Here is a 25677-nt window from a genome sequence, read left to right as displayed (position 1 = left end):
GTCAGCGCATCCAGGCGCTGTAGCCCATGACGTCCCCGGCCTTCACGCCGTACTCGGGGTCGTTCTTGCGGAAGGTGGCCTCCATGCCGAGGACAGCGCCGGTGCGCGGTTCCAGGATCAGCATGCGCCGGACGGTGCCGGCGTCATACACGTAGGCCTGGCCGGCGCGGCCGAGCCGGTCGGTCACCTGCCCGGCCGGCCGCAGCCCGCGGGCCTGCGCGAACACCCGGACGAGAGCGGCCGACTCGTGGGCACCGAGGGTCCAGTTGTCGAGCATTTCCGCGACGGCGTCGAAGAGTTCGACGGTGCTCAGCGGGGCCGTGCCGCGGTTCACCCCGGGGCGGGCGATTTCGGTGAGGTAGGCGCGCAGGGCCGCCGCGGTGTGCGGCGGGGGTGCCTCGGGCGGGGCGTCGCTCCAGCTCGGCGGGTAGGTGGTCCGGCTGAGCACATGGCCGTCCGCCACGAGGCGTGGCTCGTCGCCCTCGTCGGTGAGGACCGGGCGGCCGGGTGTGCGCGGGTCGGTCGCCACGACGAGTTCGGTGTGGCTGGCGTCCGCCCGCCAGCGCACCACCCGTTCCTCGGGGAGTGTGACGGGCGGCTCGTCGTCGCTCATGCCGAGGGCCCACACCTGCACATGCGTCCCTTTGCGCAGGCCCGGCGAGCCGTCCGCCGCAGCCGCGTCGGCCAGGGCCGTCATGTCCTTCAGGGGTACGGGGGTGGAGTGAACGTGGACGGCAAGCGGGCGCGGCGCGGCGACGGCCGCCGGAGTGCCCGCCCCGCCGAGCAGCGCCGTGAGGGCGGTCACCAGGACGACGGCGGTGGCGGCGAGGCTCCAGGCCAGCCGGGCGCGTGGGGTACGACCGTGCAGCGGCGCAAGCAGCCGGACGCGGCGCGGTGGGCGTTCCTCGCCCAGCAGCCGCTTGAGATGCCGCTCGGCGCGGTGGTCGAGCGGTCCGTCGCCGAAGTGAGGGCCGTCGGCCCGTACCGGATTGGCGCTACGCAGGAGTTCGAGGTCGTCAGGCATGTCGGTGGTCCTTGCTGAGGTACGCGCCATGGACGCTCGCCGCGCGTGGCGGGCGCGGGCCGTGACCGTGCTCCTGCGCGGGCGTCGCACGGTCGGTGGTCTCGGCGTGCACGGTGTCGGGTCGTCCGTCGGCCGGCAGCGGCCTCTCGACCGGTGGCCGGTCGGCCTCCGATGCGGGGCGTATCCGGTCGATCTGGACACGGAGGCGGTTGCGGGCCCGGTGCACACGCATGGCTGCCGCCCGGGTGCCGCAGCCCAGGACGACCGCGATCTCGTCGGTGCCGAGTTCCTCCCATGCCGTGAGGCGCAGCACCTCCTGGTCCGCCAGGGACAGCCGGGCCAGCGCCTCGTGCACCCAGGCGCCGGGGCCCTCCGCATCGGGGCTGTCCACGACGTGCCGGCCGCGCGCGGCCTCGTCGTTGCCCAGTCGGTCCACCAGCCGTCGCCTGCGGCCGTAGCCGCGTACCGCGTTCGCCAGGCAGTTGCGGGCCACCCCGTACAACCAGGGCAGCGGCGCGTCCGGCAGGTCGCGCCGCCGTCGCCAGGCGACCGTGAACACCTCCGCCACCACTTCCTCCACCTCGTCGGCCCGCCCGGGCAGTCGCCGCGCGACATAACGGCTGACCGCCCAGTAGTGCTCGCGATAGGCAGCGGCGAAGATCTCGTCGTTGCTCATGTTCCGTTCGTGTCCAGCACCGCCTGGATCGTCACACCCTTCTTCCGTGATGCTCATCGCGTCGTCCGAGTGTGACCGGTGGGCGGGGCGCGGACACGGGGCATCGATCTGGCCGACGGCGGAGCCGCGCCGGCCATCGCTACGCCGCCAAGACGACAGTCGGCCCCTGGACCCGAGTACGCCTCAGACGGGCCGGCCTGCCTGTCGGTCGGTCGGCCCGTCCGGGGTTCACCAGGTGACCGGCAGGCTCAGCGGGAAGCGGCGGATGGTATCCGTGTCCCATCGGATGTCGTCGGGGTCGCTGTCGAGGCGCAAGTGGGGGAAGCGGGTAAGCAAGCCGGTGACCGCGCTCTCCAGTTCCGCCCGCGCGAGCGGTGCGGCAAGACAGTGGTGCCCACCCCAGCCGAACGTCATGTGCGGATGCGCCGGCCGTTCGAGGTCGAGCGTGTGCGGGTCGGGGAAGACGGACGGGTCGCGGTTGGCGGCCAGGTAGGACACGTGCACGTAGTCGCCGGCGCTGATGGCGGTTCCCTCGACCTCCACGTCCTCCAGCGCGATCCGTGGGATGCCCACGCCCTTGCGGAACGGGATGAACCGCAGGAGCTCTTCCAGCGCGCCGGGGAACCGGTCGGGGTCGCGCACGAGCGCGGCCCGCTCTTCGGACCGGATCAGCAGCAGGTAGATGATGTTGCTGATCTGGCAGGTCGCGGTGTCGTTGCCGCTGAGGATGAGCGTCACGGCGAGAACCGCCAACTCGTCGTCGCTCAGGGGCTCCTCGCCGGACGGCACCGGAGCGGTGGCCATCGCGCTGAGCAGGTCCTCGCCCGGCGTCTTCCGCCGGGCCGGGACCAGTTCGGCGAAGTACGTACGCAGGCAGGCCTTGGCCTCGGCCGCGTCCTGCTGAGCGTCCGGAGAGGTGGCCAGGAGCCGCATGGTGTACGCACGCAGCTGCTCGCGGTCGGCCTCGGGGACGCCGAGCAGCTCACAGATCGTCAGGTGGGGCAGCGGAACCGACAGACGGGTCACCAGATCCGCAGGGGGCCCCGCCTCGGCCATCGCTGTGAGCAACCCGGCCACCACCCGGTCCACGGCCGGCCGCATGCCGGTCACCCGCTCCCGGGTGAACGCCTGGGCGGCCACGTGCCGCAGCCGGGTCACGTGCGGCGGATCCGTCACGTTGATCGATTCCGGCGAGACGATGGGCTCGGGCGTCATCCTCGGATAGTCGCGTCCGATGATCGCCGCCCGGCTGAACCTCGGATCGCACGTCACCTGACGGACTCCGGCGAAGCTGGTCACCAGCCACGCCTCGGCCTCGCCGTAGGGCAATCGGATCCGGCTGACCGGACCGCGCTGCGCCAACGAGGCCAGCGAGGGGTCGAACTCCAGCGCGTGAGCGAAGTCGAAGGGGCAGTCGAGCACTGTCGGGTCGTGGAACGACATACAGCCTCCCTTGTGCGCCCTGGGCACGTCACTTCCTGCAGGGCGCCGAACTTCCAGGGTGTCGGGTTTTCCCGTGCCGGCCGTCCAGCGTGGTCGCGGCGGCGGCATGCGGGCTGAAGGTGTTGTCCAGGCAGCTGTACAAGCGGGAGTTCGACGGGCTGATGTCACCGGACACCGACGTCCGGATGTCTGTCCGTCACCGTGCCGAAGACACCGCCGATCGGCCCCCCGGCGTCCTCGGCCGGCCGTGTGCGGGCGCTGTGTCGGGGATCGCCCCGCTGGGAGCCGGCCGGTCCAATAGGACGGGGAGTTCTTCAGCAGCTTTCGCGGCGATGCGAGAAAGCGCTTGCCCGGTCAGCTCTGCCGCCTGGGTGACGAATGAGGCCACCTGCTCCAATATGCGGTAGTTCGACTTGCCTCGCAGAACAGGCGCTTCGGGCAACGAACTGGCCTTCCCGGGCACCGCCGGGGAACGCAACGAGTTCAGCCGCCGGCGGGTGTGTCAGTCGGGCACGCAGCCAAACCAGTTCACCGTGTCGTGGCTGGAGGTGTAGCCCAGGCATCTGATGGTTCTGTCATGCAGGGTCTCGGTCCGATCCGCCCTTTCGTTCAGGTACTCCGTCCTGTAGTGGGGCTGTACGAGGGTGTCGATCTCGACGGTGTACCAGCGGCGCTTGTCCTCCGGCATGCTGCAGCCGTGGCCGGTCACATTGCGGCTGGGATCGTCGATCCATATGGGCCGTTCGGCGCGGGCACAGTGCGCACTGTCCGTGGCGCCGGCGGCGCCGACGCCCGTGCCGAGCAGAGCCGTGGCGCCCGTGGCCACCGCGGCGGCGGCGCCGAGCAGGCGCCTGAGAGCAAGGTTCATCGATTGGTCCTCCTGTCAGCTGTGGTGACGGTCTGGAGTCGCCATGTCACCTGAGGTGATAGTCACACCTAACCGGGATGTCCCGCCCGGCGGACGGCGGCGCAGTCCCCCGACCCGGTGACGTCTCTGATGCCAATACAGCAGGCCGCCACCACACCCCGGCCGGGCCCGGAGCGAGCCTCGTCGCGTGCCGCGTCGCACCGCCATTCCGGTGATCGACAGCTCCTACGTCCGGTCCCTCGGCGTCGCCGCCGCACCGGTCGGCCTTGACGAAGTCGAAGCCCCACGTGGAGACCTGGGGCATGTCCTGGTCGTAGCGGCCCTCGCTGCCGGCGTCGGGGGCGGCGGGGCGGCCGGTCGAGTAGGAGCCGCACCCGTTCCTGCCGGAGTCGGTGAGATGCCGGCCTTCAGGCCCTTGCGGGGCCGTCGCGGCGCGGGCCGGGGCCGGCCGGGCGACGGGGTGGGGGTGCATCGGCGCCTCCGCGTGCGGAACGGACTCCGCTACGATCGGTATTTCGGATGCAGATCGGTCCACCGAACACGCCGTGGCCGACCCTGGAGCCGGCGGCGGGAAGTCAACGCGACTGGGACAGACGTGAACCCGCCGTGGTAGACGGGTCGTTGGGCCCGCGTACGGCGCGGAACGGGGCCATACTGGCCGTTGTGCGCGTTGCGATCATGACGGCGGGATCCCGGGGTGACGTGGCCCCCTACACCGGGCTGGGCCATCGCCTGGCCCAGGCCGGGCACGAGGTCACCCTGGTCACCCATGCCCGCTTCGAGCCGCTGGTGGCGGGCTCCGGTGTACGGTTCCACGCACTGCCGGTCGATCCGCGGGCGGAGCTGGAGTCCCCGCGCGGCCGGGGTCTGCACCGCAGTGCCAGCGGCGCCGGGAAGCTGCTGCGGGTGGTGGGCCTGGCGCGACGGCTGGTCGGGCGGATGACCGAGGACCTGCTCTCGGCGGCCCGGGACGCCGAGGTGCTGTTGCTGTCCTCCTCGCTGGCCCCGCTCGGGCACGCGATCGCCGAGGGACTGCGCGTGCCGAGCATAGGTGCCTATCTCCAACCTCTCGCGCCCACGCGGGAGTTCGCGCCCGCCGTGCTCGGTGGCGGCCAGTGGGGAGGGACGACCAATGGGCTCGCCGGACACGGGGTGAGCCTCGCCGTGGAGCATGTCTTCGCCGCGACCGTACCCCGGGTGCGCGACCGGCTCGGGCTGCCGCCGCTGCGGGCCGGTGCGGCGCGGCGGGCCCGGGAGCGGCGGCACTGGCCGGTGCACCACGGTTTCAGCCCCCTGGTGGTGCCCCGGCCCCGTGACTGGCGGCCGGGCCTCACGGTGAGCGGCTACTGGTGGCCGTACGACACCCAGGCGCAACTGCCCGACCGGATCCGGGAGTTCATCGACGCCGGTCCGGCTCCGGTCTTCGTCGGCCTGGGCAGCGCCACCGTGCCGGACGCCGGCCGGCTCAGTGCCCAGGTGGTCGCGGCGCTGCGGCGGGCCGGGCTGCGCGGGGTGGTCCAGCGCGGCTGGGGCGGGCTCGCGGCGGACGGCGACGACATGCTGACCATCGGCGACGTGCCGCACACGCTGCTCTTCCCGCGGATGGCCGCCGTGGTCCATCACGCGGGTGCGGGGACGACGGCGGCGGGGCTGCGCGCCGGGGTGCCGGCCGTGCCGGTTCCTGTGCAGTTCGACGCCGGGTTCTGGTCCGCCCGGCTGGTCGCCCTGGGGGTCGCCCCCGACGTCGTACCGCTGCGCCGGATGACCGTGGACGCCCTGGCCTCCGCCCTGGTACGGGCCACCCGTGAGCCGGCGTACCGGGAGCGGGCGCGACCGCTGGGCGCACGCATCCGCGAGGAGGACGGCGCCGCCCCGATACTGACGGCCCTGGACCGGCTCGGCGGCTGACGCGCCGGCCGGGTCGGCTTCGGGGCCAAGCGGTCGGTCCGCAGCCATCGCCGCATTTCAGTGGCACGCCCACGCTGTTCTGCCAGCGGTGAAACCCGGACCGGCCGGGCTCGACGATCACTACCGTCCGGTCCCATGACGACGATTACGACGCGCACGGTGGAGTACCCGGCCGACGGCCTGACGATGACCGGGCACCTCGCGCTCCCGGCCGGTGTCGACCGCCGGCCCGCGGTGCTGGTCGGACCGGAGGGCCCGGGGCTCAGTGACGTCGAGCGCCGCCGAGCCGATGCGCTCGCCGAGCTGGGATACGTGGCGCTGGCCTTCGACCTCCACGGCGGGCGCTATCTGGGCGGCCCCGAGGAGATGCTGGCCCGTTGCATGCCGCTGCTCGCCGACCCCGACCGGATGCGGGGCATCGGCCACGCGGCGCTCGACGTGTTGCGCGCCGAACCGCGGACCGACCCCGACCGGATCGCCGCCGTCGGCTACGGCACCGGCGGCGCCATCGGGCTGGAGCTCGGGCGCGACGGCGTCAACCTGCGCGCGATCGGTACAGTCAACGCACTGACCACGGGCCGACCGGGCGAGGCGGCGCGCATTCGCTGCCCGGTGTGGGCCGGGGTGGGGTCGGAAGACCCGATCATGCCGCCCGCGCAACGGGACGCGTTCACCGCCGAGATGCAGGCGGCGGGCGTCGACTGGCGCCTCGTGGTCTACGGCGGAGCCCTGCACGCCTTCCACCACCCGCCGGTCGACCACACCGTGCGCCCCGGCGTCGGCTACCACCCGCAGCACGCGCAGCGAGCCTGGCGCGACATCGTCGACCTGCTCGCCGAGTGCCTGCCCGTAACTCAGTGAGACGAGGTGCTCCGCGAGGGCTTCCCCACTCGGCGGCGGGGATCAGCAGGGGACATCCCCCCTGCAGCGCCACCGCACATCATGCGGGTACGCGTGTGCGTTGGGTGAGAGCTGGTGTGCGACCCAGTTCTGCGTGTCACCCAGCGCGAGGAGACCGTCGGCCTGATAGGCAGCTTGCGTACGGTCGACGGCGCAATCTGCCGGTTCGGTCACGTGGCTGTCATGGGCGGGAACGGTGCCGTGCCACAGACCGTCGGCCTTCCGGCATGAGTGATACTGCCCGGCCCGGACGTAGCTCAGCCTCGCGGTGACCTCGACGGGCTTCGGTCCGAGATTGGTGACCTTGAGGGCGAAGAGCACTCTCTCGTCTTCGACCCTCACACACGCGCGCAGCGACACGTCGGCGCTTCCGGAACGGGCAGGACTGCAACGGCTCTGCGGCCCGAGGGGGTCGACCTGAACCTGGCCGGCTTGCTCGTCCCGCGCCTGGGTGGAGGACGAGCTGCCGGAGGACCGCTCCGGAAAGGCGGAACCGGCCTCCGCTGATCCCGGCCGAGCCAGGTTCTTCCCGGTCCACACAGCCAGGCCCAGCAGGACCAACAGGCCGGTCACGGCGAGACCCTGACGGCCGCGCCGTCCGGGCACCTTTAAGCCGCGGGGCGCGGAGGACGCGGAGGGAGGGGCGCTGGCCGGCTCTTCGTCAAGGGCACTGTCGGCCCCCGGGGGCGGCTTGAGTTCGGCCTCAAGCTCCTGCCGCAGCACGGTCCACTCCTCGATCGCGGCGGCCACCTGGTCGCTGCCGGTCTTCGCGTACTCCAGGCAAGCGCGCACATACGCCAGCGTGATCGCCAAAGAGGGCGGTGCCTGTCCGCCGGCCGCGCCGGACAGAGCCGAGGACGAGTACGGCGCGTGTCTCTGCATCTCCTTGTAGGTGGGGCTCCCGCACTTCTTACGCAACTCCCGGAGCCGCGAGGCGAAAGACTCCACGGGGCCGTCATCGGGGTTGATCGGCCTCTCTTTACGCCCCTGTCCGCTCGCCATCCAAGTCCTCCGCTCAACAGCTTGATGACCAGTTCGATGACCAGCCCGCCGAAGCGTGCAGGTCATCAAGTGCCGGGCCAAGCTTCGGGCACCGAGCCGTCCGGCCGCCAATCGGGCGCCGGAGACCGGTGACAGAGCGAAAGGAAGTTCGATGAACAGCATGCGCAGGCGCCTCACGCAGGCGGCGGTGTCGACGGCAGGAGCAGTCGCGATCTTGACAGGGGGTGTCGTGGCGACTCCTGCTCCCGCACAGGCAGGGCCGGCCGTCTGGGGCCGGGTGTGCATGTTCAACGCCCCGACCGCCGTGCCCAAGGCGGGCCATGTCGCCTGGGCCGTCAAGGTGCGCGGGGAGAACGACCACTGGATCTGGGGCTCGTTCAACCGGAACGAAGCGTGGATCCACGGCGGTGCCTGGAAGGACGTGCGGGCGTCGTTCAACCCGAGCGTGGGCTACGCCCGCTACCGCTGCACCTACACCCGGGACGGCAACGCCCGTAACGCCCAGGCTGCCTACAAGGCCATCCGCAGCAAGGGCTACGACTTCGTCACGAACAACTGCCTGCACATGTCGATGGCGGTCTTCAAGGGATACAGCGCCGTCCTTCGACGGGACCCGCGTCTGCCCTCGGCAACGGCGGGAGCGGGGACCACAGGCCGTCCCAACGACTACTTCTCCCGAACCCTGGGCAACGCCCGCTGGGAACAGATCCACTACCTGCCCTGACCAGCCGCACCGGAGAGAAGGGAGGAATCGGATGGGTGAGCTGCTTCGGGTCGCGGCCCCAGTCGGGTCCTGCGTCGCTGCTGTCGCGGCTGTGGTCGTCACTGTTCTCGTCTGGCGCAGATCACGCCTGAACGCCCGGCTCGAGATCGTGCGCGGCCTTCATTCGGAACTCATCAGCGCATCGGCGTCCAAGGACAGGCACATCCTGGGGTCGCTGCACTGGCAGAACCGCGAGATCAACCCCGACGGGGCAGAGCGCGGCGAGGTCATGCGCGCGTACTTCGCGATGCTGTGGCGTTTCGAGCAGCTCCACGCCGGCCGGAACGTGCTCCTCAAGGAAGTGGACGGGCGGCGGGACGTCGCGCTGAAGATGCTGGACGAACAGGTGTACACGCACGTAGCCGAGTACGTGTGCACCTTCCCCGTCATCAAGGAAAAACTGACCGAGTCGAACAGGGCGGACACGGTGTTCGACGGCGCCTACGTCAAGACCTTCCGCCGGCTTCGGGCCTCCCTCGCGGACAGCTTCGAGGACCCGGAGAAGAAGGCACGACTCGGGGCGCACACGAACAACACCGAGAAGTGCGGCTGCAAGTGCCACGAGGTGTCGGCGAAGCCGCCCCTCCCCCCGCAGCGCCCCTACGGCGCCCAGGTGTAGGCGGCACGCAACCGGCCCCGTCCACGCATCGCGGACGGGGTTTCGGCGTGCGGACTCAGCCGTTGCTCAGCACCATGCGGAAGCGGGCCTTGCCGGCAAGCATCTTCTGATAGGCCGCGTTCGCGTCGCCCAGCGGGACCGTCTCGGTCATCGGGCGGATTCCGTGCAGGGCGCTGAAGGCCATGGTGTCCTCGACGTCCTGCGAGGTGCCGGCCGGGTGACCGCGTACGACCCGGCCTGCCATGAGCAGCTGGGCCGGGTTGATGCCCATCGGCTCGACGTCCGCTCCGATGACCACCAACTCGCCGCGCGGCGCCAGGCCGTCCACGGTGGCCGTGATGGCCCCGGAGTTCCCGGCGGTGGCCAGCACGACGTTCGCACCGCCGAGGGACTGCAGGGCCTCGGCGACCGGCGTGCCGGAGGTGCTGTCGACATAGTGGTGGGCGCCCAGCCGCTTGGCGAAGTCGGCTTTCTCCGGGCCCCGGGCGATCCCCACGGTCTCGTAGCCCAGCGCCACCGCGTACTGCACCCCTAGGTGTCCCAGCCCGCCGAGGCCGAGCACCGCGACCCGGTCGCCGGACCGGGCGGAGCTGCGCCGCAGCCCGTTGAAGACGGTCACGCCCGCGCAGGCCATGGGCCCGGCGTCGCTCGCCGCCAGCGCGTCGGGAATCCGGGCCAGGGCGTCGACCGGCGCGAGCACCTTCTCACTGAAGCCGCCGTCGTAGGCCCAGCCGGGCACCGTCAGGTTCGGGCACACGATGAAGTCGCCCCGGCGGCAGGGCGTGCAGTGGCCGCAGCTGCCGCCGAACCAGCCGACCGCCACCCGGTCGCCGACCTGCCAGCCCTTTTCCCGCGTGCCCTCGCCGAGCGCCTCCACGCGCCCGGCGATCTCGTGCCCGGGGACCTCCGGGAAGGTCACGCCCGGCAGAGCGGCGTTCACGAAGAGCGCGTCACTGTGGCAGATGCCGCAGGCCTCGACGGCGATCCGCACCTGACCGGGACCGGGCTCGGGCACCTCCCGCTCGACCAGCTCGAACGGGCCGCCCGCGGCCGTGACCTGTGCGACTCGGTAGGTACTCATCTGGTTCTCCCGTAGGTGTCGGCGTGCGTCGGCCGGATGTCCGGGACACGGGTACCACGCCCCCGCACCCAGCAGACCAGCTCCCGGCCCGTCGCGCGCGCCGAGCCGCCCGGAACCGCCCTGACCTGCGTCGATGGGCTCGGCAAGCCGCCGGTCAGCCGGTCGCGGGACGCTAGCCCTCCGGCCGGAGCATGCCGAGCAGCAGCCGCACCAGTTCGTCCACCACCTCGTCCAGCGTGGCGTCCACCCAGCCGGCGCTCCAGTCGTGCAGCAGGCCGTTGACACTGCCGATGAAGGCTGTCGCCGCGAGGCGGTAGTCGCGGGGTGCCGCCTCTCCGCGCCGCACGGCCGCGTCCGCCTCGGCGCGGATCAGGTCGATCCAGCGGGCCCGGCGGGCCAGGCGCTGTTCCTCCAGGCGCGGGCTGACGCCGACGATCTCCATGAAGGCGATGCGGACGCGGCGCGGGTCGGAGGTGACGTCGCGGGCGTAGGCCCGGAAGAGCACGGCGGCCCGCTCGGCCAGCGGCAGCCCGTCCGCCGTCGCGAGGGCGTCCAGCACCGCGTGTTCCGCCCAGCCGTTGACCTCCAGGTGCAGCGCGGCGAGGACGTCCTCCAGGGTGCGGAACTCCTCGTAGAACTGGCGGGTGGACAGGCCGGCGGCCTGGCTCAGCGCGGCGATCGTCGTGCCCCGGTAGCCCGGGCTGCCGCCGAACAGTTCCAGGGCCGCGTGCAGGAAACGGCGACGCCGCTCGGCCTGTCGTTCCTCGGCGGACCGGCCGCCGTAGCGGCGCGTCGGCGCCTTGAGCCTGCCCGTCACGTGTCCCCCCTCCGTCCACCGACCGCTCCCCCAATCTTGTCGTGCACACATCTTGTCCGGCAGACGGTTCGATCCTTACTTTTCAGTAAGTTCACTGTGAACGCGCACGTGTTCAGATTCCCCGCCCCTCTTCCGAGGAAAGAGAGCAGTCATGCCTGCCTCCAGAACCAGGCACCTGTGCTCCGTGGCCGCCGCCCTCGCCCTGACCGTCGCCGGCCCGGCCACCGCCGCCTCCGCCGCCCCGGGCGGCACGGCCGACGGCCTGCGCGAGGTGCTGTTCGTCGGCAACAACTGGGACGGCACCGCCGACGTCATCCGCTCCTCCGGCGACTTCGCGAAGATCGGCCGGATCAACGTCATCCCGGACAAGGCCGAGCGGCTGGCGGAGATCGACGCCGACCCGATCAAGTGGATCTACTACACGGCCGTCCGCAACGAGGTCGGCGAGGGACACGACCAGTACGTGGACGACATGTACTCCACGCCCGACGGAAGGTACGTGGTCGTCTCCCGGCCCAGCTTCGCCGACGTCGTCTCCATCGACCTGGCCACCGACAAGGTCAACTGGCGCTTTCCGGTGGCCGGTTACCGCGCCGACCACATGGCGGTCTCGCCCGACGGCAGCCGGGTCGCGGTGTCGGCCTCGACCGCGAACAAGGTGCAGGTGCTGGACATCGACACGGGGAAGGAACTGGGCGAGTTCGGCACCGGCGACAAGCCGCACGAGAACTTCTTCACGAACGGCGGCAGGTACATCTGGAACATGTCCATCGGCGAGGTGACCACCTCCCTCGACGCCCCGGGCTGGGACTGGACCAAGGGCGACCGGCACCTCACCGTCGTGGACGCGACCACGTTCAAGCAGGTCAGGACCATCGACATGCGGCAGCGGCTGGACGCGATCGGGCTGAAGGACTTCTCCGACGCCGTCCGGCCCGCCGCCTTCACGCCCGACTGGTCCAAGCTGTACTTCCAGGTGTCGTTCTTCAACGGCTTCCTGGAGTACGACGTCGCCGCGGACAGGATCACCCGGGTGAAGACACTGCCGGAGAACCCGGCGACCAACCCGGACCGCACCACCTGGCTGCTGGACTCGCGCCACCACGGCATCTCGATGAACCCCGAGGGCACCAAGCTGTGTGTCGCCGGGACGATGGACGACTACGCGACCGTGGTCGACCGGGCGTCCTTCGACGTCGGCCCGCTCATCACCGCGTCGACGCCGTACTGGGCGACCGTGAGCGGCGACGGCAGGGACTGCGTCATCTCCGAGGCCGGCGCCGACCAGGTCACGGCCCTCGACTTCGCCACCGGACAGAAGGTGCTGTCCGTCCCGGTGGGCGACCATCCGCAGCGCGTCCGGCTGGGGCACGTCCAGGCCGACTGGACAGGCCCCGCCCGGAGTTGAGCGCCGTACGGCCTCCGGGGTGACCCCACTCCTCCCGGGGGCCGTACGGCTTGTGCGGTGCCCTGTTCACAAGTGCGCCGCCGCCCACGCGGCCAGCTCGGACCGGGCCGCGGCCAGCAGGTCCGCCGAGGGCGCCGTGGCCCCGTTGGTCACCAGCGCGAAGTGCCGGACACCGGAGTCCTGGTCGGTGAGCAGCAGGCGGCGGCTGCCCGTGCCGCCCGGCTCGGGAGCGACGGCGACCGGGGCGGAGGCGCTGTAGGCGGGCGGGGCGTACGTCGCGCCCAGGTCGGAGACGACGGTGGTCGACGCGGTGGGGAAGGAAGCGGGCAGGTGCAGTTCGGTGGGCGCGCTGCCGTCGCCGGAGCGCCAGACCAGCAGCCCGTACTGGCCGGAGCCCACCAGTCGGGAAACGTTCGGGAGAGAACGCGGCACCGGGTTCCAGGTGAGGGTCGTCGAGCCGTCGCGGGAGCGGTCCTCGTAAGTGAAGGCGAGGGGCGCGCCGGCCGTGGCGCTCGGGTAGAGGCGGTCCAGCAGCCGGGCGTCCTGGCGCAGGGCGGCGTTGCCCGAGTCGTCCAGCCGTACGGCGGACAGGTCCTCGTCGTTCCAGGCGTCTTTGGAGGTGAGCACCTTGCCGGGGTTGCCGTTCATCAGCTCGTGGTGCCGGCCGTTGTACAGGTCCCACTGCCACTGGGTGCCGGAGAGCACCGGGCCGGAGGCCGCCGGGTCGCTCCACCAACTCGCGCCCGGCAGGCGGGAGTCGAGGGCCTGGTACATGGCCTTGAGCACGGTCGGCGCCTTGTCGGACACCGTGCCGGACAGGGGGTGGCCGAACTCGCTGACCACGGCGGCGGTGCCGGCGGCCGCGGCGCGGTCGCGGACGGCGGCGAAGTCGGAGGCGTACTGGCCGTCGGCGGCCTTGCCCCACATCAGGATGCCGGAGATCGCCTTCTGGTCGTAGAAGTGGGTGTTGAAGACATACCCCTGGCCGAGCGTGCCCGCGTCCAGCAGGCCGCCCTCCTGCTTCTGGGTGGAGATGTCGGCGTTCCAGAAGAGGTTGGGCTCCACGAAGGCGGGCTTGTCCTGCCAGCCGGCGGCGTCCATACGGGCGCGGAACTTCTCGTAGAACGGCCACAGCAGGTCCTTCTCCCAGGTGCGGGAGGTCTGCCCGGAGTCGTAGGAGCCCGCGTAGGGCTCGTTGTACGGGTCGAAGCCGGCGATGTCCGCGAACTCCACGGCGCTGAGGTGCTGTTGAAGATAGGTCATGGTCGTCTGGGCGGTGGCGAGAAAGGCGTCCTGGAGGCCGTGGGCATCGTGCCAGAAGTCTCGCTGCGCCTGCTGCACGGCCGCGTTCTGGGTGATGTTCTGGCCCCAGAAGAGACAGATGCCGCAGGACTCGGCCGGGTAACTGCCGGCACTCACCGCCCACTTGGGGGAGCCGTCACCCGTGTACCAGCTGCCGCCGGTGAAGAGGTGGCGGGAGTACAGGTCCTGGTGGAAGTCGGGGAAGACGCGGATGCCCGCGTTCAGGAAGGCGCGCATCTGCTCGGTGACGGCGGCGAGGTAGCCGGTGTCGACCTGGCCGTGTGCGGGTTCGGCGTGCGCCCAGGAGAGCAGGAAGCGGACCGTGTTCGCGCCGCCGAGGGCACGCAGCGCGGTCGCGGACTTCCGGGCGTCGGCGACCGAGGCGAAGGGCAGGCCGCCGTTCTCCTCCAGCTTGGTCTCGCCGGAGACGTTGAAGCCGCGCAGGACGATCTCACGCCCCTGGCCGTCGGTGAAACGGCCGCCCTGCACGGTGAGCGGGGCACCGTCGAACCAGAGGGAGTCGGCGGGGCGGGCCGGGGTGGCGGCGAGGAGGGCCGGGGTGGCGGTGGCGGGCGGGAGGCCCGCCACCGTCGGGAATCCGCAGAGGACGACCAGGACAACCAGCAGACGCACCCGGATATTCGGCATGTCCACCACAGTCCGGCGCCGTCCGGACAGCGTCAATACCACCTGACTCGGAAGTAAGTTGACTGTCAGCCGGCTCACTTGGCTCAGTCGGCCACCCTGCGCACCACGTTCAGCAGGTACTCCTTCCGGTTCAGCGGGTTGTGGTCGGTCCGCGGCCGCTCGGGAACCGCGCCCCGGGCGACCGGCGCGTAGTGGTCGAAGGCCGTCTCCAGCTCCCCCTCGCCCCGGGTGAGACCGGGTAGCCGCTGCTCCAGCTCGTGCACCCGGGCAGCCGGCACCGTGCCCTCCAGCACGACGGCCGTGCCGGGTGCGGCGGTGGACTCCGGTACGGCGGTGGTCTCCGGTACGGCACCGAGCCGGGCGAGCACCGGGAGCAGCGCGCCGAGTGTGTCGGCCGGGGCTTCGAGCCGGAAGCGGTGCAGGGGCTCGTGCACCAGCGTGCCGGCCCGGCGCAGCGCCTCGGACAGGACCAGCGGGGTCAGGCCCCGGAAGTCGTAACCGGTGCTCGACATGCTCTTGTCGAAGCCCTGATGGGCGTGGCTCTGCCGGGGCGAGTAGCCGGAGTGGGTCATGGTGACCGTGCAGTCGGGGACCTGCCAGCCGTGCAGTCCCTGGCCGAGCGTCTCGCGGACGGTGTCCTCGACGGCCTTGAAGAAGGCGTACGGCATCGAGCCGAGCTCCACCTCCAGCCGGAACCGCACGCCGGAGCCGGGCGGTGCGGGCTCGACGCGCAGGCCGACGGTGGCCAGGAACGGGTTGGCGTCCTTCTTGTTGAACTCCACGGCGTGCCCGGTGCCGGCCGGCCGTTCGATGCACAGGGTCGTCGTCTCGCGGAAGGTGACGCCCAGGCCGTACTCCTCGGCGAGGGTCGCCTGGATGACCTCCTTCTGCACCTCGCCGTACAGGGACACGGAGGTCTCCCCGCGCAGGTCGTCGTGCCGTACCGCGATGAGCGGGTCCTGCTCGGCGAGCTGGGTGAGGGCGAGGTGCAGGGAGCGCCGGTCCGTGCCGGGGCCGGGGACGACGACGGTCTCCAGGGTGGGCGGCGCGAAGTGGTGCACGTACGCCGGCCTCGGCCGGCCGAGCGCGTCGCCGATCCGGATCCCGCCGAGTCCCCACACCTTGACGATCCGCCCGGCACCGGCGCTGTCCCGGCGCACATCGGTGCCGCCGTCGAACACGCTGAGCCCGGTGACGCGGCCCACGGAACGACGCCGGGCACCCCGGCCCGCCGCCGGGCCGTCGGCACCGCCGACCTGCGGGCGGCCTCTCCGCCGACCGCCGGCCACCTGCGCAACCGCACGTCTACGGCCGTCGCCGGGACGGCCCTCGACCGGCCCGTCGCAGGCATGCCTTCCCACCGGACCATCGGCACCCTCACCCCCCGGACGCCCCTCCCCCCGACCGCCGGCGGCCCGCCCCAGGCCTTGCCCTCGGCCGTCCGCGGTGCGCCCCGGCTCGCGATCGCCGGTGGTCCGGGCCGCCGTACGGCCGTCGGCGTCCCGATCAGGGGCAGCGGTGGCCGCCTCCTCCTCTGCGCCCTCGCCGAACGGGATGCGGTCGCGGACGTGCAAGGTGCCCGAGAAGACGCGGGCGTAGGCCACCTTCTCCCCCGCCGGGCCGCGTTCGACCTTGAAGACCGTGGCCGACAGGGGGCCGGCGGGGTCGCCGTCGGCGGTGGGCAGCAGGTGTTCGATGCCGGCGATCAGCTCCGGCACGCCCGCGCCGGTGATGGCGGAGCCGAAGTACACCGGATGGACCAGTGCGCGCCGGGTCTGCGCGGCCAGCGCGGCTCGCAGGCGGGCCGCGGGCACACCGCCGTCGAGGTATGCGGCGAGCAGGTCGTCGTCGTGGTCGGCGAGCGCCTCCGGCACGGCCGGGCCGAGGCCGGGTACGAAGCGGGCGGCGCGGGTGCCGAGACCGGCGGCCCGGCCCGTCGGAACGAGCGGTACGGCCAGCCGGTGGGCCATCTGGCGGAGCACCGCCTCCTCACGGGCACCTCGCCGGTCGATCTTGTTGACGAAGATCAGGGTGGGGATGCACAGCCGGCGCAGGGTGCGCATCAGCACCCGTGTCTGCGCCTGGACGCCCTCGACGGCCGAGACGACCAGGACGGCGCCGTCGAGCACGCCGAGCACCCGCTCGACCTCGGCGATGAAGTCCGGGTGACCGGGGGTGTCGAGGAGGTTGACGGTGACGCCGTCGAGCGGGAACGACACGACGGCGGACTTGATGGTGATACCGCGCTGCCGCTCCAGCGCGAGCGTGTCGGTGGTGGTGCTGCCGGCGTCGACGCTGCCGAGCTCGTCGATCACTCCGGCGGTGTGCAGCAGCCGTTCGGTCAGGCTGGTCTTACCGGCGTCGACATGGGCGAGGATTCCGAGATTGAGCAGATGCACTGAGCGTGATGTCCTTCGGCACGGAGTGGGTTCCTTCCTGGGCGGACATGCACGCAGCGCGCATCGCTGGTCCTCTCTGTGTGACGACGGGTGACGGCCAGTGCAGCAGACACCGGCACCCGACAGCAATGGATTAACGCTCAACAAGCGCCCGGGGTGCAGCACTCGCCCCGTCCGGGGCGCGGTCGTAGGGTGACGTACATCACGCCAGGTGGCTGAAAAACCCTCTTCCGCACGACCTGGAGGGCCCATGACCCGCATCTCGGTGAACGTGGACGGCACGACCTACGAGGACGACGTGGAACCCCGTCTCCTCCTGGCCCACTACCTCCGCGACCGCCTCGGCCTGACCGGCACCCCGATCGGCTGCGACACCTCCAACTGCGGAACGTGCACGGTCGACCTGGACGGGGCGAGCGTGAAGAGCTGCTCGGTGCTCGCCGTGCAGGCGGACGGGTGCGAGGTGACGACGATCCAGGGGCTCGCGCAGGACGGTGAGTGGACACCGCTGCAGCGCGCGTTCCACGAGAAGCACGGCCTGCAGTGCGGCTACTGCACCCCGGGCATGATCATGGCGGCGCGCGATCTGCTCCGCGAGAACCCGCACCCCGGCCCGGAGGAGGTCCGCAAGGCCCTGGAGGGGAACCTCTGCCGCTGCACCGGTTACCAGAACATCGTCCGCGCGGTGCTCGCCGCGTCCGGACAGCAGGACACTTCCGGACAGCAGGACACCTCTGGACACCAGGTCACCGAGGAGGTCACGGCATGACCGACCAGGCCGTCGAACGCGAGGTCGGCCGCGCCCGCCTGCGCAAGGAGGACGCCCGGCTGATCACCGGCCAGACCAACTGGACCGACAACATCCAGATGGCAGGGCTCCTGCACCTGGCGATCCTGCGCAGCCCGATGGCCCACGCCCGCCTCACCCGCGTCGACGTCTCCCCCGCCCTCGAACGGCCCGGTGTCGTCGCGGCGTTCAGCGGCGCCGACCTCGCCGAGGGGCTGGGCTCACTGCCGTGCGCCTGGCCGGTGACCGAGGACATGGTGCTGCCCGACCATCCGGCCGTCGCCGTCGACGAGGTCCGCCACGCCGGCGACCCGGTGGCGGTGGTGGTGGCCCGCGACCGGTACGCCGCCGCCGACGCGCTGGAGGCCGTCGAGGTCGACTACGACCCGCTGCCCCCGGTCCTCGACCCGGAGGCCGCGCTCGCCGAGGGTGCCCCGCTGGTCCATTCCGACAAGGGCACCAACCGCTGCTACACCTGGCCGCTCGCCACCGGCGAGAGCTTCGACGCGGTGCGGGAACGCGCCGAGGTGACGCTGAAGCGCCGCTACCACCAGCAGCGGCTGATCCCCAACGCGATGGAGCCGCGCTCGGTGGTCGTCACCCCGCTCGCCGCCTCCGGCGAGTACACGGTCCACTCGGCGACCCAGATCCCGCACATCCTGCGGATCATGCTCGCGACCGTCACCGGCATCCCGGAGCACAAGCTGCGGGTGATCGCCCCGGACGTGGGCGGCGGCTTCGGTTCCAAGCTCCAGGTGTACGGCGAGGAGGTTCTCGCCCTCGCGGTCGCCCGCAAGCTCGGCCGGCCGGTGAAGTGGACCGAGTCCCGCTCCGAGGGCGCGCTCGCCACCCACCACGGCCGCGGCGTGATCCAGGACATCGAGATCGCCGCCACCCGCGAGGGAAAGCTGCTCGGGCTGAAGGTGGACCTCATCGCCGACATGGGCGCCTATCTGATGCTGGTCACCCCGGGCATCCCGATCCTCGGCGCCTTCATGTACCCGGCGATCTACAAGATGGACGCCTACGAGTTCACCTGCACCGGCGTGTTCACCACCCGCACCCCCACCGACGCCTACCGCGGCGCCGGACGCCCCGAGGCGACCTTCGCCATCGAGCGGATCATGGACGAGCTGGCGGCCGAACTGGGCCTGGACCCCGTCGAGTTGAGGCGCCGCAACTGGATCCGGCACGAGGAGTTCCCGTACACCACGATCGCCGGACTGACCTACGACAGCGGCAACTACGAGGCGGCCACCGAGAAGGCGCTCGCCCTGTTCGGCTACGACGACCTGCGCGCCGAACAGCGGGAGCGCACCGAGCGCGGCGACCCGGTACGGCTCGGCATCGGCGTGTCGACGTACACCGAGATGTGCGGTCTCGCGCCGAGCCGGGTGCTGCGCGACCTCAGGTACGGGGCCGGCGGCTGGGAGGCGGCGAGCATCCGCATGCTGCCCACCGGCAAGGTCGAGGTCGTCACCGGCACCAGCCCGCACGGACAGGGCCACGAGACCTGCTGGAGCCAGATCGCGGCCGATGTGCTGGGCGTGCCCTTCGAGGACGTCGAGGTGCTGCACGGAGACACCAAGGCGGTCCCGCAGGGCATGGACACCTACGGCTCCCGGTCGCTGGCCGTCGGCGGCGAGGCCGTGCACCGCGCCGCGAGGACGGTCGTCGACAAGGCCCGGAAGGTCGCCGCCCACCTGCTGGAGGCCAGCGAGCAGGACCTGGAGTTCAGCGGCGGCGTGTTCTCCGTCAAGGGCTCGCCGGAAGCACGTAGGACCATCCAGGAGATCGCGTTCGAGGCGTTCACCAACCACGACCTGCCCGACGGCGTCGAGCCCACCATCAACGCGGAGCACGTCGTGGACCCGGAGAACTTCTCCTACCCGCACGGCACCCACCTGTGCGCGGTCGAGGTCGACACGGAGACCGGGAAGACCAGGATCCGGTCGTACGTCTGCGTCGACGACGTGGGCCACGTCGTCAACCCGATGATCGTCGAGGGGCAGGTGCACGGCGGACTCGCGCAGGGCATCGGGCAGGCGCTGTACGAGGAGGCCGTGTACGACGCCGACGGCAACCTCGTCTCCGGCACCCTGGCCGACTATCTCGTGCCGTCGGCGGCCGACCTGCCGGACTTCACGACCGACCGGACGGAGACACCGGCGACGTCGAACGCCCTGGGCGTCAAGGGAGTCGGTGAGGCGGGGACGATCGCGTCGACGCCCGCCGTGGTCAACGCCGTCGTGGACGCGCTCAGGCCGCTCGGCGTGCGGGACGTGCGGATGCCGTGCTCGCCGCACCGGGTGTGGCAGGCGATTCAGCAGGCCCGGTCCGGTGGGGCCGGCGGGACCGGTGCGACCGGCGGCACGGGTCAGGCGCAGTCCGGGCAGTCCGGACAGGCCGCGCAGTCCGGCGAGCTGGGTCAGTACGGTCAGCCCGGTGAGGAGGGTTCGGCATGATTCCCCCCGCGTTCGAGTACACCCGTCCCACGAGCGTGGACGAGGCGGTCCGCGCACTCGCCGACGCGGGCGAGGAGGCGAAGGTGCTGGCCGGCGGGCAGAGCCTGCTGCCGCTGCTGCGGCTGCGGCTGGCCTTCCCGGAACTCGTCGTGGACGTCGGCCGGATCCCCGAGCTGCGCGGGGTCCGCGAGGACGGTGACACGCTCGTCATCGGCGCGCTGACCACGCACCACGAGGTGGTCCACGACCCGCTGGTGCGCGAGCACGCCGGGCTGCTGGCCGAGGCGACGGCCACGGTCGCCGACCCGGCCGTCCGGCACCGGGGCACCCTCGGCGGCTCGCTGGCGCACGCCGACCCGGCCGGTGACCTGCCCGCCGTGGCCCTGGCCCTGGACGCCGACCTGGTCGTGACCGGTCCGGGCGGCCGGCGCACGATCCCGGCCCGGGAGTTCTTCGTCGACTACCTCCAGTCCGCGCTCGCCCCCGACGAACTGTTGACGGAGGTGCGGATCCCGAAGACGGACGGCTGGGACTTCCACTACGAGAAGTTCCACCCGGTCGCCCAGTCCTGGGCCATCGTCGGCGTCGCCGCGCTGGTCCGGTGCGACGACGGGCGCGTCACCGAGGCCCGCATCGGACTGACCAACATGGGCTCCACCCCGCTGCGGGCCACCGCGGCCGAACAGGCGCTGTCCGGCGCCGACGGCCCCGAGGCCGTGGCCCGGGCCGCCGAGGCGGCGGCCGAGGGCACCCGGCCCTCGCAGGACCTGGCCGCCTCGCCCGAGTACCGCCAGCACCTGGCCCGGGTGCTGACCCGGCGGGCGGTGCTGACCGCCACCGGAATGGGGTGAGCGCCGATCATCCGGATCGACGACCCGGAGCAGGTGCGGGCCCTCCTGGAGGAGACGGGGTACCTCGTCGACGAAGGGCTCGCCGTCACCTGTTACCTGGCCCTGAGGCTGCACCGGCCGCTGTTCTGCGAGGGCGACGCGGGGGTGGGCAAGACCGCGCTCGCCGCCGCCCTGGCCCAGGCGCTGGGCGCGCCGCTGATCCGGCTGCAGTGCCACGAGGGCATCGACGCCTCGCAGGCCCTGTACGACTGGGACTTCCCGCGTCAGCTGCTGCACCTGAGAGCCGCCGAGGCGGCCGGGGTGACGGACGCGGAGCGCCTGGAGAGCGAGCTGTACGACCGCCGTTTCCTGATCGCCCGGCCGTTGCTCCAGGCCCTCCAGACCCAGCCGTCGGTGCTGCTGGTCGACGAGATCGACCGGGCCGACGACGAGTTCGAGGCGTTCCTGCTGGAGCTGCTGTCCGAGTACTCGGTCACGATCCCGGAGCTGGGCACGCTGCGCGCCGAGGACCCGCCGGTCGTCGTCCTGACCTCCAACCGGACCCGGGAGGTGCACGACGCGCTGAAACGGCGCTGCCTGTACCACTGGTTCGACCATCCCTCCTTCGCCCGCGAACTGGCCATCGTGCGGCGCCGGTTGCCCGGGGTGTCGGCGCGGCTGGCCGAGCAGGTCACGGCGCTGGTGCAGGCGCTGCGCGGCGCGGACCTGCTCAAACCGCCCGGCGTGGCCGAGACCCTGGACTGGGCCGAGGCCCTGGACGCGCTGGGGGCGAGCGAGGTGGACGCGGAGCTGGCGGTGGCGACGCTGGGCTCGGTACTGAAGTACCGGGAGGACGCGGACCGGGCACGGGGGCTCGATCTCGCGGCGGTTCTCGCGGCCCGGGGCGGGTGAGGGCGATGGCCACGACCGGGAGCGGCGCGAACCTTCCGCCGGGAGCGGACGCGGTACCGCACGTCACCGGCTCACGACCGCACCCCACCCCTGCGGATCTGCGCGGGACACACGCCGAACGACTCCCAGCGGACGCAGAACGGCTCGGGAACGACCCCGACCGCCCCGGAACGCACACCGACCCGCCCGGGACGGACACCGAACGGGTTGGGGCCGGCGCCGAGCGGCTTGGGGCGGGCGCCGAACAAGCCGAGACGGACACAGACCCGCCCGGGACAGCTCCCCGCCGACTCGGGGCCGACGCCGAGCAGCTCGGGGCGGATGCCGTGTTGCTCGGGTTCGTGCGGGCGCTGCGGGCCGCGGGTGTCGACGCGAGCAGCGAGCGTCTGTACGCGTTCCTGCGTGCCGTGAGCGCACTGCGGCCGGGGGTCCGCGCGGACGTGTACTGGGCGGGGCGGGCGACGCTGTGCGGCGGGCACGACGATCTGGAGCGGTACGAGCGGGTGTTCGCCGCCTACTTCGGGCCCTCCGGCGAGCCGGCCCCACGCCCGGTGCGCGCCACTGCCCCGCCCCGGCTCCGGCTCGTCGGCCGGCAGGCGCCGTACGGCCCGCCCGCACCGGGCGAAGGGGAACCGCCGGGACCGCCGGTCGCCGCGCTCGCCAGCTCGGCCGAGGTGCTGCGGCACCGTGACATGGGCGAGCTGGACGCCGCCGAGCGTGCCCAACTGCGCCGTCTGCTGGCTGCGTTCGCGCTGCACGGGCAGACCCGGCGCTCGGCGCGGCGCAGGCCCGCCCGGCGCGGCGAGGTCGATCCGCGCCGTACCGTACGGGAGTTGCTGCGGCGGGGCGGGGAGCCGGCCCGGCTGCGGCGGCACACGCGGGTGCAGCGGCCCCGCCGGGTGGTGCTGCTCGTCGACGTGAGCGGCTCGATGGCGCCGTACGCCGACGCGCTGCTGCGGTTCGCGCACGCGGCGGTGCGCGCGGGCCGCACCGAGGTGTTCACCATCGGCACCCGGCTGACCCGCGTGACCCGGGAACTCTCGCACCGCGACCCCGACCTGGCGATGGCGGCGGTCGCGGCGGCCGTGCCCGACTGGCGCGGCGGCACCCGGCTCGGCGAGCTGGTGCGCGAGTTCCTGAACCGCTGGGGGCAGCGCGGGATGGCGCGCGGGGCGATCGTCGTGCTGCTCTCGGACGGCTGGGAGCGCGGCGATCCGGAGCTGCTCGGGCAGCAGATGCGCCGCCTGCACGCCCTGGCCCACCAGGTGGTCTGGGCGAACCCGCGCAAGGCGCGCCCCGGTTACGCGCCGCTGGCCGCCGGGATGGCGGCGGCCCTGCCGAGCGTGGACGCGTTCGTCGAGGGGCACAGCCTGGCGGCGCTGGAGCGGCTGGCGGCGGTGGTGCGCGGTGCTCGGGCCGGTGCGGGCCCGGTGGTCCCGGTGGTCCCGGTGGTCCCGGTGAGAGGAGCGGATGGTGCGTGAGATCCTGCCGGCGCTGGCGCGCTGGCACGCGGCCGGTGTTCCGTTCGGGCTGGCCACGGTCGTCGCGGTCAGCCGCAGCGCGCCGCGCGGCCCCGGCGCCGCCATGGCGGTGGGCCCGGACGACGAGGTCCTGGGAAGCGTGTCCGGGGGCTGTGTGGAGGGCGCGGTGTTCGAGCTCGCCCAGGAGGTGGTGGCGAGCGGCGAGGCCCGTCTGGAGACGTTCGGCTACAGCGACGAGGACGCGTTCGCGGTCGGGCTCACCTGCGGCGGTGAGATCACCCTGCTGGTACGGCCGGTGACCTCGCGGTCGGACCCGGAGTTCGGCGCGATCGCCGCATCGGTCGCCGGGGGCGAGCCGGTGACGGTGGCCACGGTGGTGGACGGACCCGCGCCGCGCGGCGCCACGCGCGCCGTCTGGCCGGACCGGGCAGCGGGCACGCTGGGCACGAGCGGCCTCGACGTCGCCGTCACCGCCGACGCCCGCGGTGAGCTGGCGCTCGGCGCCTCGCTCCTGCGGCACTACGGTCCGCACGGCGAGCGCCGCGAGGACGCCGTGACCGTGTTCCTCCAGTCGTTCGCGCCGCCGCCGCGCATGCTGGTCTTCGGCGCGATCGACTACGCCGCCGCCGTGGCCCGGATCGGCGACTTCCTCGGCTACCGGGTGACCGTGTGCGACGCGCGCCCGGTCTTCGCCACGCCCAAGCGCTTCCCGGCGGGCGTCGAGGTCGTGGTCGACTGGCCGCACCGCTATCTCGCCGGCACACAGACCGACGAGCGCACGGTGATCTGTGTCCTCACCCACGACCCGAAGTTCGACGTGCCGCTGCTGGAGGAGGCGCTGCGCCGGCCGGCCGCCTACATCGGGGCGATGGGCAGCCGGCACACCCACGAGGAGCGCCGCGAACGGCTCACGGAGGCCGGCCTGTCCGAGGCCGAGCTGTCCCGGCTGCGCTCGCCGCTCGGGCTCGACCTGGGGGCCCGTACGCCCGAGGAGGTCGCCGTCTCCGTCGCCGCCGAGATCGTCGCCCTGCGCTGGGGCGGCAGCGGCGCGCCCCTGACGACGACCGCCGGGGCCATCCACCCGACCCCCGTCTGACGCGTCCGCAAGGAGCAGGTCATGGAGCTGCACCACGAGTTCACCGTCCCCGTCCCGGTCGACGACGCCTGGCGCGCGCTCCTCGACATCGAACGGGTCGCGCCCTGTCTGCCGGGCGCGGTGGTGGAGGACTACGACGGCGAGAAAGTGACCGGCTCGGTGAAGGTCAGGGTCGGCCCGGTCACGGTCGCCTACCGGGGCACGGCGGTCTTCGAGGAACAGGACGCGGTGGCGCACCGCATGGTGCTGGTGGCGAGCGGCCGGGAGACCCGGGGCCAGGGCACGGCCCGCGCGAAGGTCACCGGCACGCTCACCGAACACGACGGCGCCACCACGGTGTCGGTCCGCACCGACCTGACGGTGACCGGGCGCCCGGCGCAGTTCGGGCGCGGGGTGCTGGCGGAGGTGGGCGACCGCCTGGTGAGCCAGTTCGCGACCTGCCTGGCGGGCCGGCTGGCCGAGCGGACACCGACACCGGCCGCCGCCGAGGAGGAACCGCAGCAGTGGGAGGAGTCAGAGCCGGAGCCGCTGGACCTGCTGCGCACGGCCGGCCTGCCGGTGGCCAAACGGGCGGCGGCCCTGACGGCGGCAGTGGCCGTACTGGTATGGGCGGCGGCGCGGCTGTGGCGGAGGAGGGGGCACCCGACCCGGCGCCGGTGCCGACAGGGCCCAGGGGCGCGGGGCTGTGTCGAGTACACCCGGCACTGACCATCCCCGTGGGCGGTTCATGCCACGCCCGCTACCGCTGTGGCAGCCGGTGCAGGGTCACGTCGGTGAGCGCGCCGTCGGCGACGGCCGCCGTGAGGTAGGTGCAGTGGGGCTGGCGGCGCCGGTCGGTGGGTGAGCCGGGGTTGAGCAGGCGCAGGCCGGTCGGGGCGGTGGTGTCCCAGGGGATGTGGCTGTGGCCGAAGACCAGGACGTCGAGGTCCGGGAAGCGGGCGGCGCAGCGGGCCTCGCGGCCCTGGGCGGGGCCGGTCTCGTGCACGACGCCGAAGCGCAGGCCGCCCAGTTCGGCGTACGCCACCTCCGGGAGCCGGGCCCGCAGCTCCGGGCCGTCGTTGTTGCCGTAGACCGCGACGAGCCGGCGGCTGCGGCTCTCCAGCAGGTCGAGGGTGGCGGTGTCCACCCAGTCCCCGGCGTGGAACACGACGTCGGTGTGCGGGAGTTCGGCGAGCAGCGGCTCGGGGAGCCGCCTGGCGCGCTTGGGCAGGTGCGTGTCGGACATGAGCAGGAGGCGCACCCTGTCAG

At 72.6% G+C, this 25677-nt stretch carries 22 protein-coding genes; 12 read left to right on the top strand and 10 right to left on the bottom strand.

The annotated features are described in order from the left end of the window. Window position 1 precedes the first annotated feature (1 nt). From ABZ624_RS01695 to ABZ624_RS01680, 4 genes are all read right to left on the bottom strand, one after another. Entirely contained in the window at window positions 2-1024 is a 1023-nt protein-coding gene (locus ABZ624_RS01695; protein WP_360081572.1) for a CU044_5270 family protein, read from the bottom strand. After that, the gene (locus ABZ624_RS01690; RefSeq protein WP_360081571.1) at window positions 1017-1700 is read right to left on the bottom strand and encodes a sigma-70 family RNA polymerase sigma factor; all 684 of its coding nucleotides are present in this window, start codon (window positions 1698-1700) and stop codon (window positions 1017-1019) included. The genes ABZ624_RS01695 and ABZ624_RS01690 overlap by 8 nt, the downstream gene beginning before the upstream one ends. 228 nt (window positions 1701-1928) lie before the next feature. Further along, window positions 1929-3143, bottom strand: a complete 1215-nt coding sequence (locus ABZ624_RS01685; protein ID WP_360081570.1) for a cytochrome P450 — start codon at window positions 3141-3143, stop codon at window positions 1929-1931. A gap of 502 nt (window positions 3144-3645) precedes the next feature. Continuing rightward, the gene (locus ABZ624_RS01680) at window positions 3646-4011 is read right to left on the bottom strand and encodes a hypothetical protein (protein ID WP_360081569.1); all 366 of its coding nucleotides are present in this window, start codon (window positions 4009-4011) and stop codon (window positions 3646-3648) included. Window positions 4012-4689: 678 nt separating this feature from the next. On the opposite strand from ABZ624_RS01680, the gene ABZ624_RS01675 reads away from it, so the two are divergent. Continuing rightward, on the top strand, window positions 4690-5919 hold the full coding sequence (locus tag ABZ624_RS01675; RefSeq protein WP_360082151.1) for a glycosyltransferase: 1230 nt from the start codon (window positions 4690-4692) through the stop codon (window positions 5917-5919). Window positions 5920-6054: 135 nt separating this feature from the next. Then, entirely contained in the window at window positions 6055-6780 is a 726-nt protein-coding gene (locus ABZ624_RS01670) for a dienelactone hydrolase family protein (protein ID WP_360081568.1), read from the top strand. 42 nt (window positions 6781-6822) lie between these two features. Here ABZ624_RS01670 and ABZ624_RS01665 read toward each other — a convergent pair whose 3' ends face one another. After that, the gene (locus ABZ624_RS01665; protein WP_360081567.1) at window positions 6823-7821 is read right to left on the bottom strand and encodes a hypothetical protein; all 999 of its coding nucleotides are present in this window, start codon (window positions 7819-7821) and stop codon (window positions 6823-6825) included. 229 nt (window positions 7822-8050) lie between these two features. Between ABZ624_RS01665 and ABZ624_RS01660 the strand changes: the two genes are divergently transcribed. Together ABZ624_RS01660 and ABZ624_RS01655 are read left to right on the top strand one after the other, a co-directional pair. Beyond that, complete coding sequence (locus ABZ624_RS01660) at window positions 8051-8545, top strand: hypothetical protein (RefSeq protein WP_360081566.1); 495 nt, start codon at window positions 8051-8053, stop codon at window positions 8543-8545. A gap of 31 nt (window positions 8546-8576) precedes the next feature. Next, on the top strand, window positions 8577-9203 hold the full coding sequence (locus ABZ624_RS01655) for a hypothetical protein (RefSeq protein WP_360081565.1): 627 nt from the start codon (window positions 8577-8579) through the stop codon (window positions 9201-9203). 55 nt (window positions 9204-9258) lie between these two features. Here the strand turns inward: ABZ624_RS01655 and ABZ624_RS01650 are convergent, their stop codons facing one another. Next, on the bottom strand, window positions 9259-10284 hold the full coding sequence (locus ABZ624_RS01650) for an alcohol dehydrogenase (RefSeq protein ID WP_360081564.1): 1026 nt from the start codon (window positions 10282-10284) through the stop codon (window positions 9259-9261). A 172-nt stretch (window positions 10285-10456) separates the two neighbouring features. Further along, a complete protein-coding gene (locus ABZ624_RS01645; RefSeq protein ID WP_360081563.1) occupies window positions 10457-11101 on the bottom strand; it encodes a TetR family transcriptional regulator in 645 nt (214 codons plus the stop codon). 151 nt (window positions 11102-11252) lie between these two features. On the opposite strand from ABZ624_RS01645, the gene ABZ624_RS01640 reads away from it, so the two are divergent. Further along, window positions 11253-12509, top strand: coding sequence for a YncE family protein (locus ABZ624_RS01640; protein ID WP_360081562.1), 1257 nt, complete (start codon window positions 11253-11255; stop codon window positions 12507-12509). A 66-nt stretch (window positions 12510-12575) separates the two neighbouring features. Here the strand turns inward: ABZ624_RS01640 and ABZ624_RS01635 are convergent, their stop codons facing one another. Together ABZ624_RS01635 and ABZ624_RS01630 are read right to left on the bottom strand one after the other, a co-directional pair. Beyond that, window positions 12576-14459 carry a cellulase family glycosylhydrolase gene (locus tag ABZ624_RS01635; protein WP_360081561.1) on the bottom strand — a complete coding sequence of 628 codons (1884 nt, stop codon included), beginning with the start codon at window positions 14457-14459 and terminating at the stop codon, window positions 12576-12578. Window positions 14460-14542: 83 nt separating this feature from the next. Further along, a complete protein-coding gene (locus ABZ624_RS01630; RefSeq protein ID WP_360081560.1) occupies window positions 14543-16858 on the bottom strand; it encodes a translation factor GTPase family protein in 2316 nt (771 codons plus the stop codon). 250 nt (window positions 16859-17108) lie between these two features. Between ABZ624_RS01630 and ABZ624_RS01625 the strand changes: the two genes are divergently transcribed. The 7 genes from ABZ624_RS01625 to ABZ624_RS01595 all read left to right on the top strand — a co-directional run bounded on the left by ABZ624_RS01625 (window position 17109) and on the right by ABZ624_RS01595 (window position 25137). Further along, on the top strand, window positions 17109-17627 hold the full coding sequence (locus ABZ624_RS01625; protein ID WP_360081559.1) for a (2Fe-2S)-binding protein: 519 nt from the start codon (window positions 17109-17111) through the stop codon (window positions 17625-17627). After that, complete coding sequence (locus ABZ624_RS01620) at window positions 17624-20110, top strand: molybdopterin cofactor-binding domain-containing protein (RefSeq protein ID WP_360081558.1); 2487 nt, start codon at window positions 17624-17626, stop codon at window positions 20108-20110. Before ABZ624_RS01625 ends, ABZ624_RS01620 begins: the two co-directional genes overlap by 4 nt. Next, a complete protein-coding gene (locus ABZ624_RS01615) occupies window positions 20107-20961 on the top strand; it encodes a xanthine dehydrogenase family protein subunit M (RefSeq protein WP_360081557.1) in 855 nt (284 codons plus the stop codon). The genes ABZ624_RS01620 and ABZ624_RS01615 overlap by 4 nt, the downstream gene beginning before the upstream one ends. Before the next feature lie 6 nt (window positions 20962-20967). Then, window positions 20968-21852 carry a MoxR family ATPase gene (locus ABZ624_RS01610; RefSeq protein WP_360082149.1) on the top strand — a complete coding sequence of 295 codons (885 nt, stop codon included), beginning with the start codon at window positions 20968-20970 and terminating at the stop codon, window positions 21850-21852. Window positions 21853-22178: 326 nt separating this feature from the next. Further along, window positions 22179-23333, top strand: coding sequence for a VWA domain-containing protein (locus tag ABZ624_RS01605; RefSeq protein ID WP_360082147.1), 1155 nt, complete (start codon window positions 22179-22181; stop codon window positions 23331-23333). Beyond that, the gene (locus ABZ624_RS01600) at window positions 23326-24429 is read left to right on the top strand and encodes an XdhC/CoxI family protein (RefSeq protein ID WP_360082145.1); all 1104 of its coding nucleotides are present in this window, start codon (window positions 23326-23328) and stop codon (window positions 24427-24429) included. The genes ABZ624_RS01605 and ABZ624_RS01600 overlap by 8 nt, the downstream gene beginning before the upstream one ends. Window positions 24430-24450: 21 nt before the next feature. Next, complete coding sequence (locus tag ABZ624_RS01595; RefSeq protein WP_360081556.1) at window positions 24451-25137, top strand: SRPBCC family protein; 687 nt, start codon at window positions 24451-24453, stop codon at window positions 25135-25137. A 31-nt stretch (window positions 25138-25168) separates the two neighbouring features. Here the strand turns inward: ABZ624_RS01595 and ABZ624_RS01590 are convergent, their stop codons facing one another. After that, complete coding sequence (locus ABZ624_RS01590) at window positions 25169-25669, bottom strand: metallophosphoesterase (protein WP_360081555.1); 501 nt, start codon at window positions 25667-25669, stop codon at window positions 25169-25171. Window positions 25670-25677: the final 8 nt, after the last annotated feature.

Origin of the sequence: Streptomyces sp. NPDC007205, from assembly GCF_040634095.1 — a bacterium.
GTDB lineage: Bacteria > Actinomycetota > Actinomycetes > Streptomycetales > Streptomycetaceae > Streptomyces.
Note: the sequence above shows the minus strand (reverse complement) of the source record. Positions and strands in the feature narration are given on the sequence as shown.

What these genes read in the sequence shown, in the direction of transcription:
- ABZ624_RS01665 (WP_360081567.1), bottom strand. Translation starts at nt 7,821, where the DNA reads ATGGCGAGCGGACAGGGGCGTAAAGAGAGGCCGATCAACCCCGATGAC.
- ABZ624_RS01670 (WP_360081568.1), top strand. Translation starts at nt 6,055, where the DNA reads ATGACGACGATTACGACGCGCACGGTGGAGTACCCGGCCGACGGCCTG.
- ABZ624_RS01595 (WP_360081556.1), top strand. Translation starts at nt 24,451, where the DNA reads ATGGAGCTGCACCACGAGTTCACCGTCCCCGTCCCGGTCGACGACGCC.
- ABZ624_RS01680 (WP_360081569.1), bottom strand. Translation starts at nt 4,011, where the DNA reads ATGAACCTTGCTCTCAGGCGCCTGCTCGGCGCCGCCGCCGCGGTGGCC.
- ABZ624_RS01615 (WP_360081557.1), top strand. Translation starts at nt 20,107, where the DNA reads ATGATTCCCCCCGCGTTCGAGTACACCCGTCCCACGAGCGTGGACGAG.
- ABZ624_RS01685 (WP_360081570.1), bottom strand. Translation starts at nt 3,143, where the DNA reads ATGTCGTTCCACGACCCGACAGTGCTCGACTGCCCCTTCGACTTCGCT.
- ABZ624_RS01695 (WP_360081572.1), bottom strand. Translation starts at nt 1,024, where the DNA reads ATGCCTGACGACCTCGAACTCCTGCGTAGCGCCAATCCGGTACGGGCC.
- ABZ624_RS01690 (WP_360081571.1), bottom strand. Translation starts at nt 1,700, where the DNA reads ATGAGCAACGACGAGATCTTCGCCGCTGCCTATCGCGAGCACTACTGG.
- ABZ624_RS01625 (WP_360081559.1), top strand. Translation starts at nt 17,109, where the DNA reads ATGACCCGCATCTCGGTGAACGTGGACGGCACGACCTACGAGGACGAC.
- ABZ624_RS01640 (WP_360081562.1), top strand. Translation starts at nt 11,253, where the DNA reads ATGCCTGCCTCCAGAACCAGGCACCTGTGCTCCGTGGCCGCCGCCCTC.
- ABZ624_RS01675 (WP_360082151.1), top strand. Translation starts at nt 4,690, where the DNA reads ATGACGGCGGGATCCCGGGGTGACGTGGCCCCCTACACCGGGCTGGGC.
- ABZ624_RS01650 (WP_360081564.1), bottom strand. Translation starts at nt 10,284, where the DNA reads ATGAGTACCTACCGAGTCGCACAGGTCACGGCCGCGGGCGGCCCGTTC.
- ABZ624_RS01635 (WP_360081561.1), bottom strand. Translation starts at nt 14,459, where the DNA reads ATGCCGAATATCCGGGTGCGTCTGCTGGTTGTCCTGGTCGTCCTCTGC.
- ABZ624_RS01620 (WP_360081558.1), top strand. Translation starts at nt 17,624, where the DNA reads ATGACCGACCAGGCCGTCGAACGCGAGGTCGGCCGCGCCCGCCTGCGC.
- ABZ624_RS01655 (WP_360081565.1), top strand. Translation starts at nt 8,577, where the DNA reads ATGGGTGAGCTGCTTCGGGTCGCGGCCCCAGTCGGGTCCTGCGTCGCT.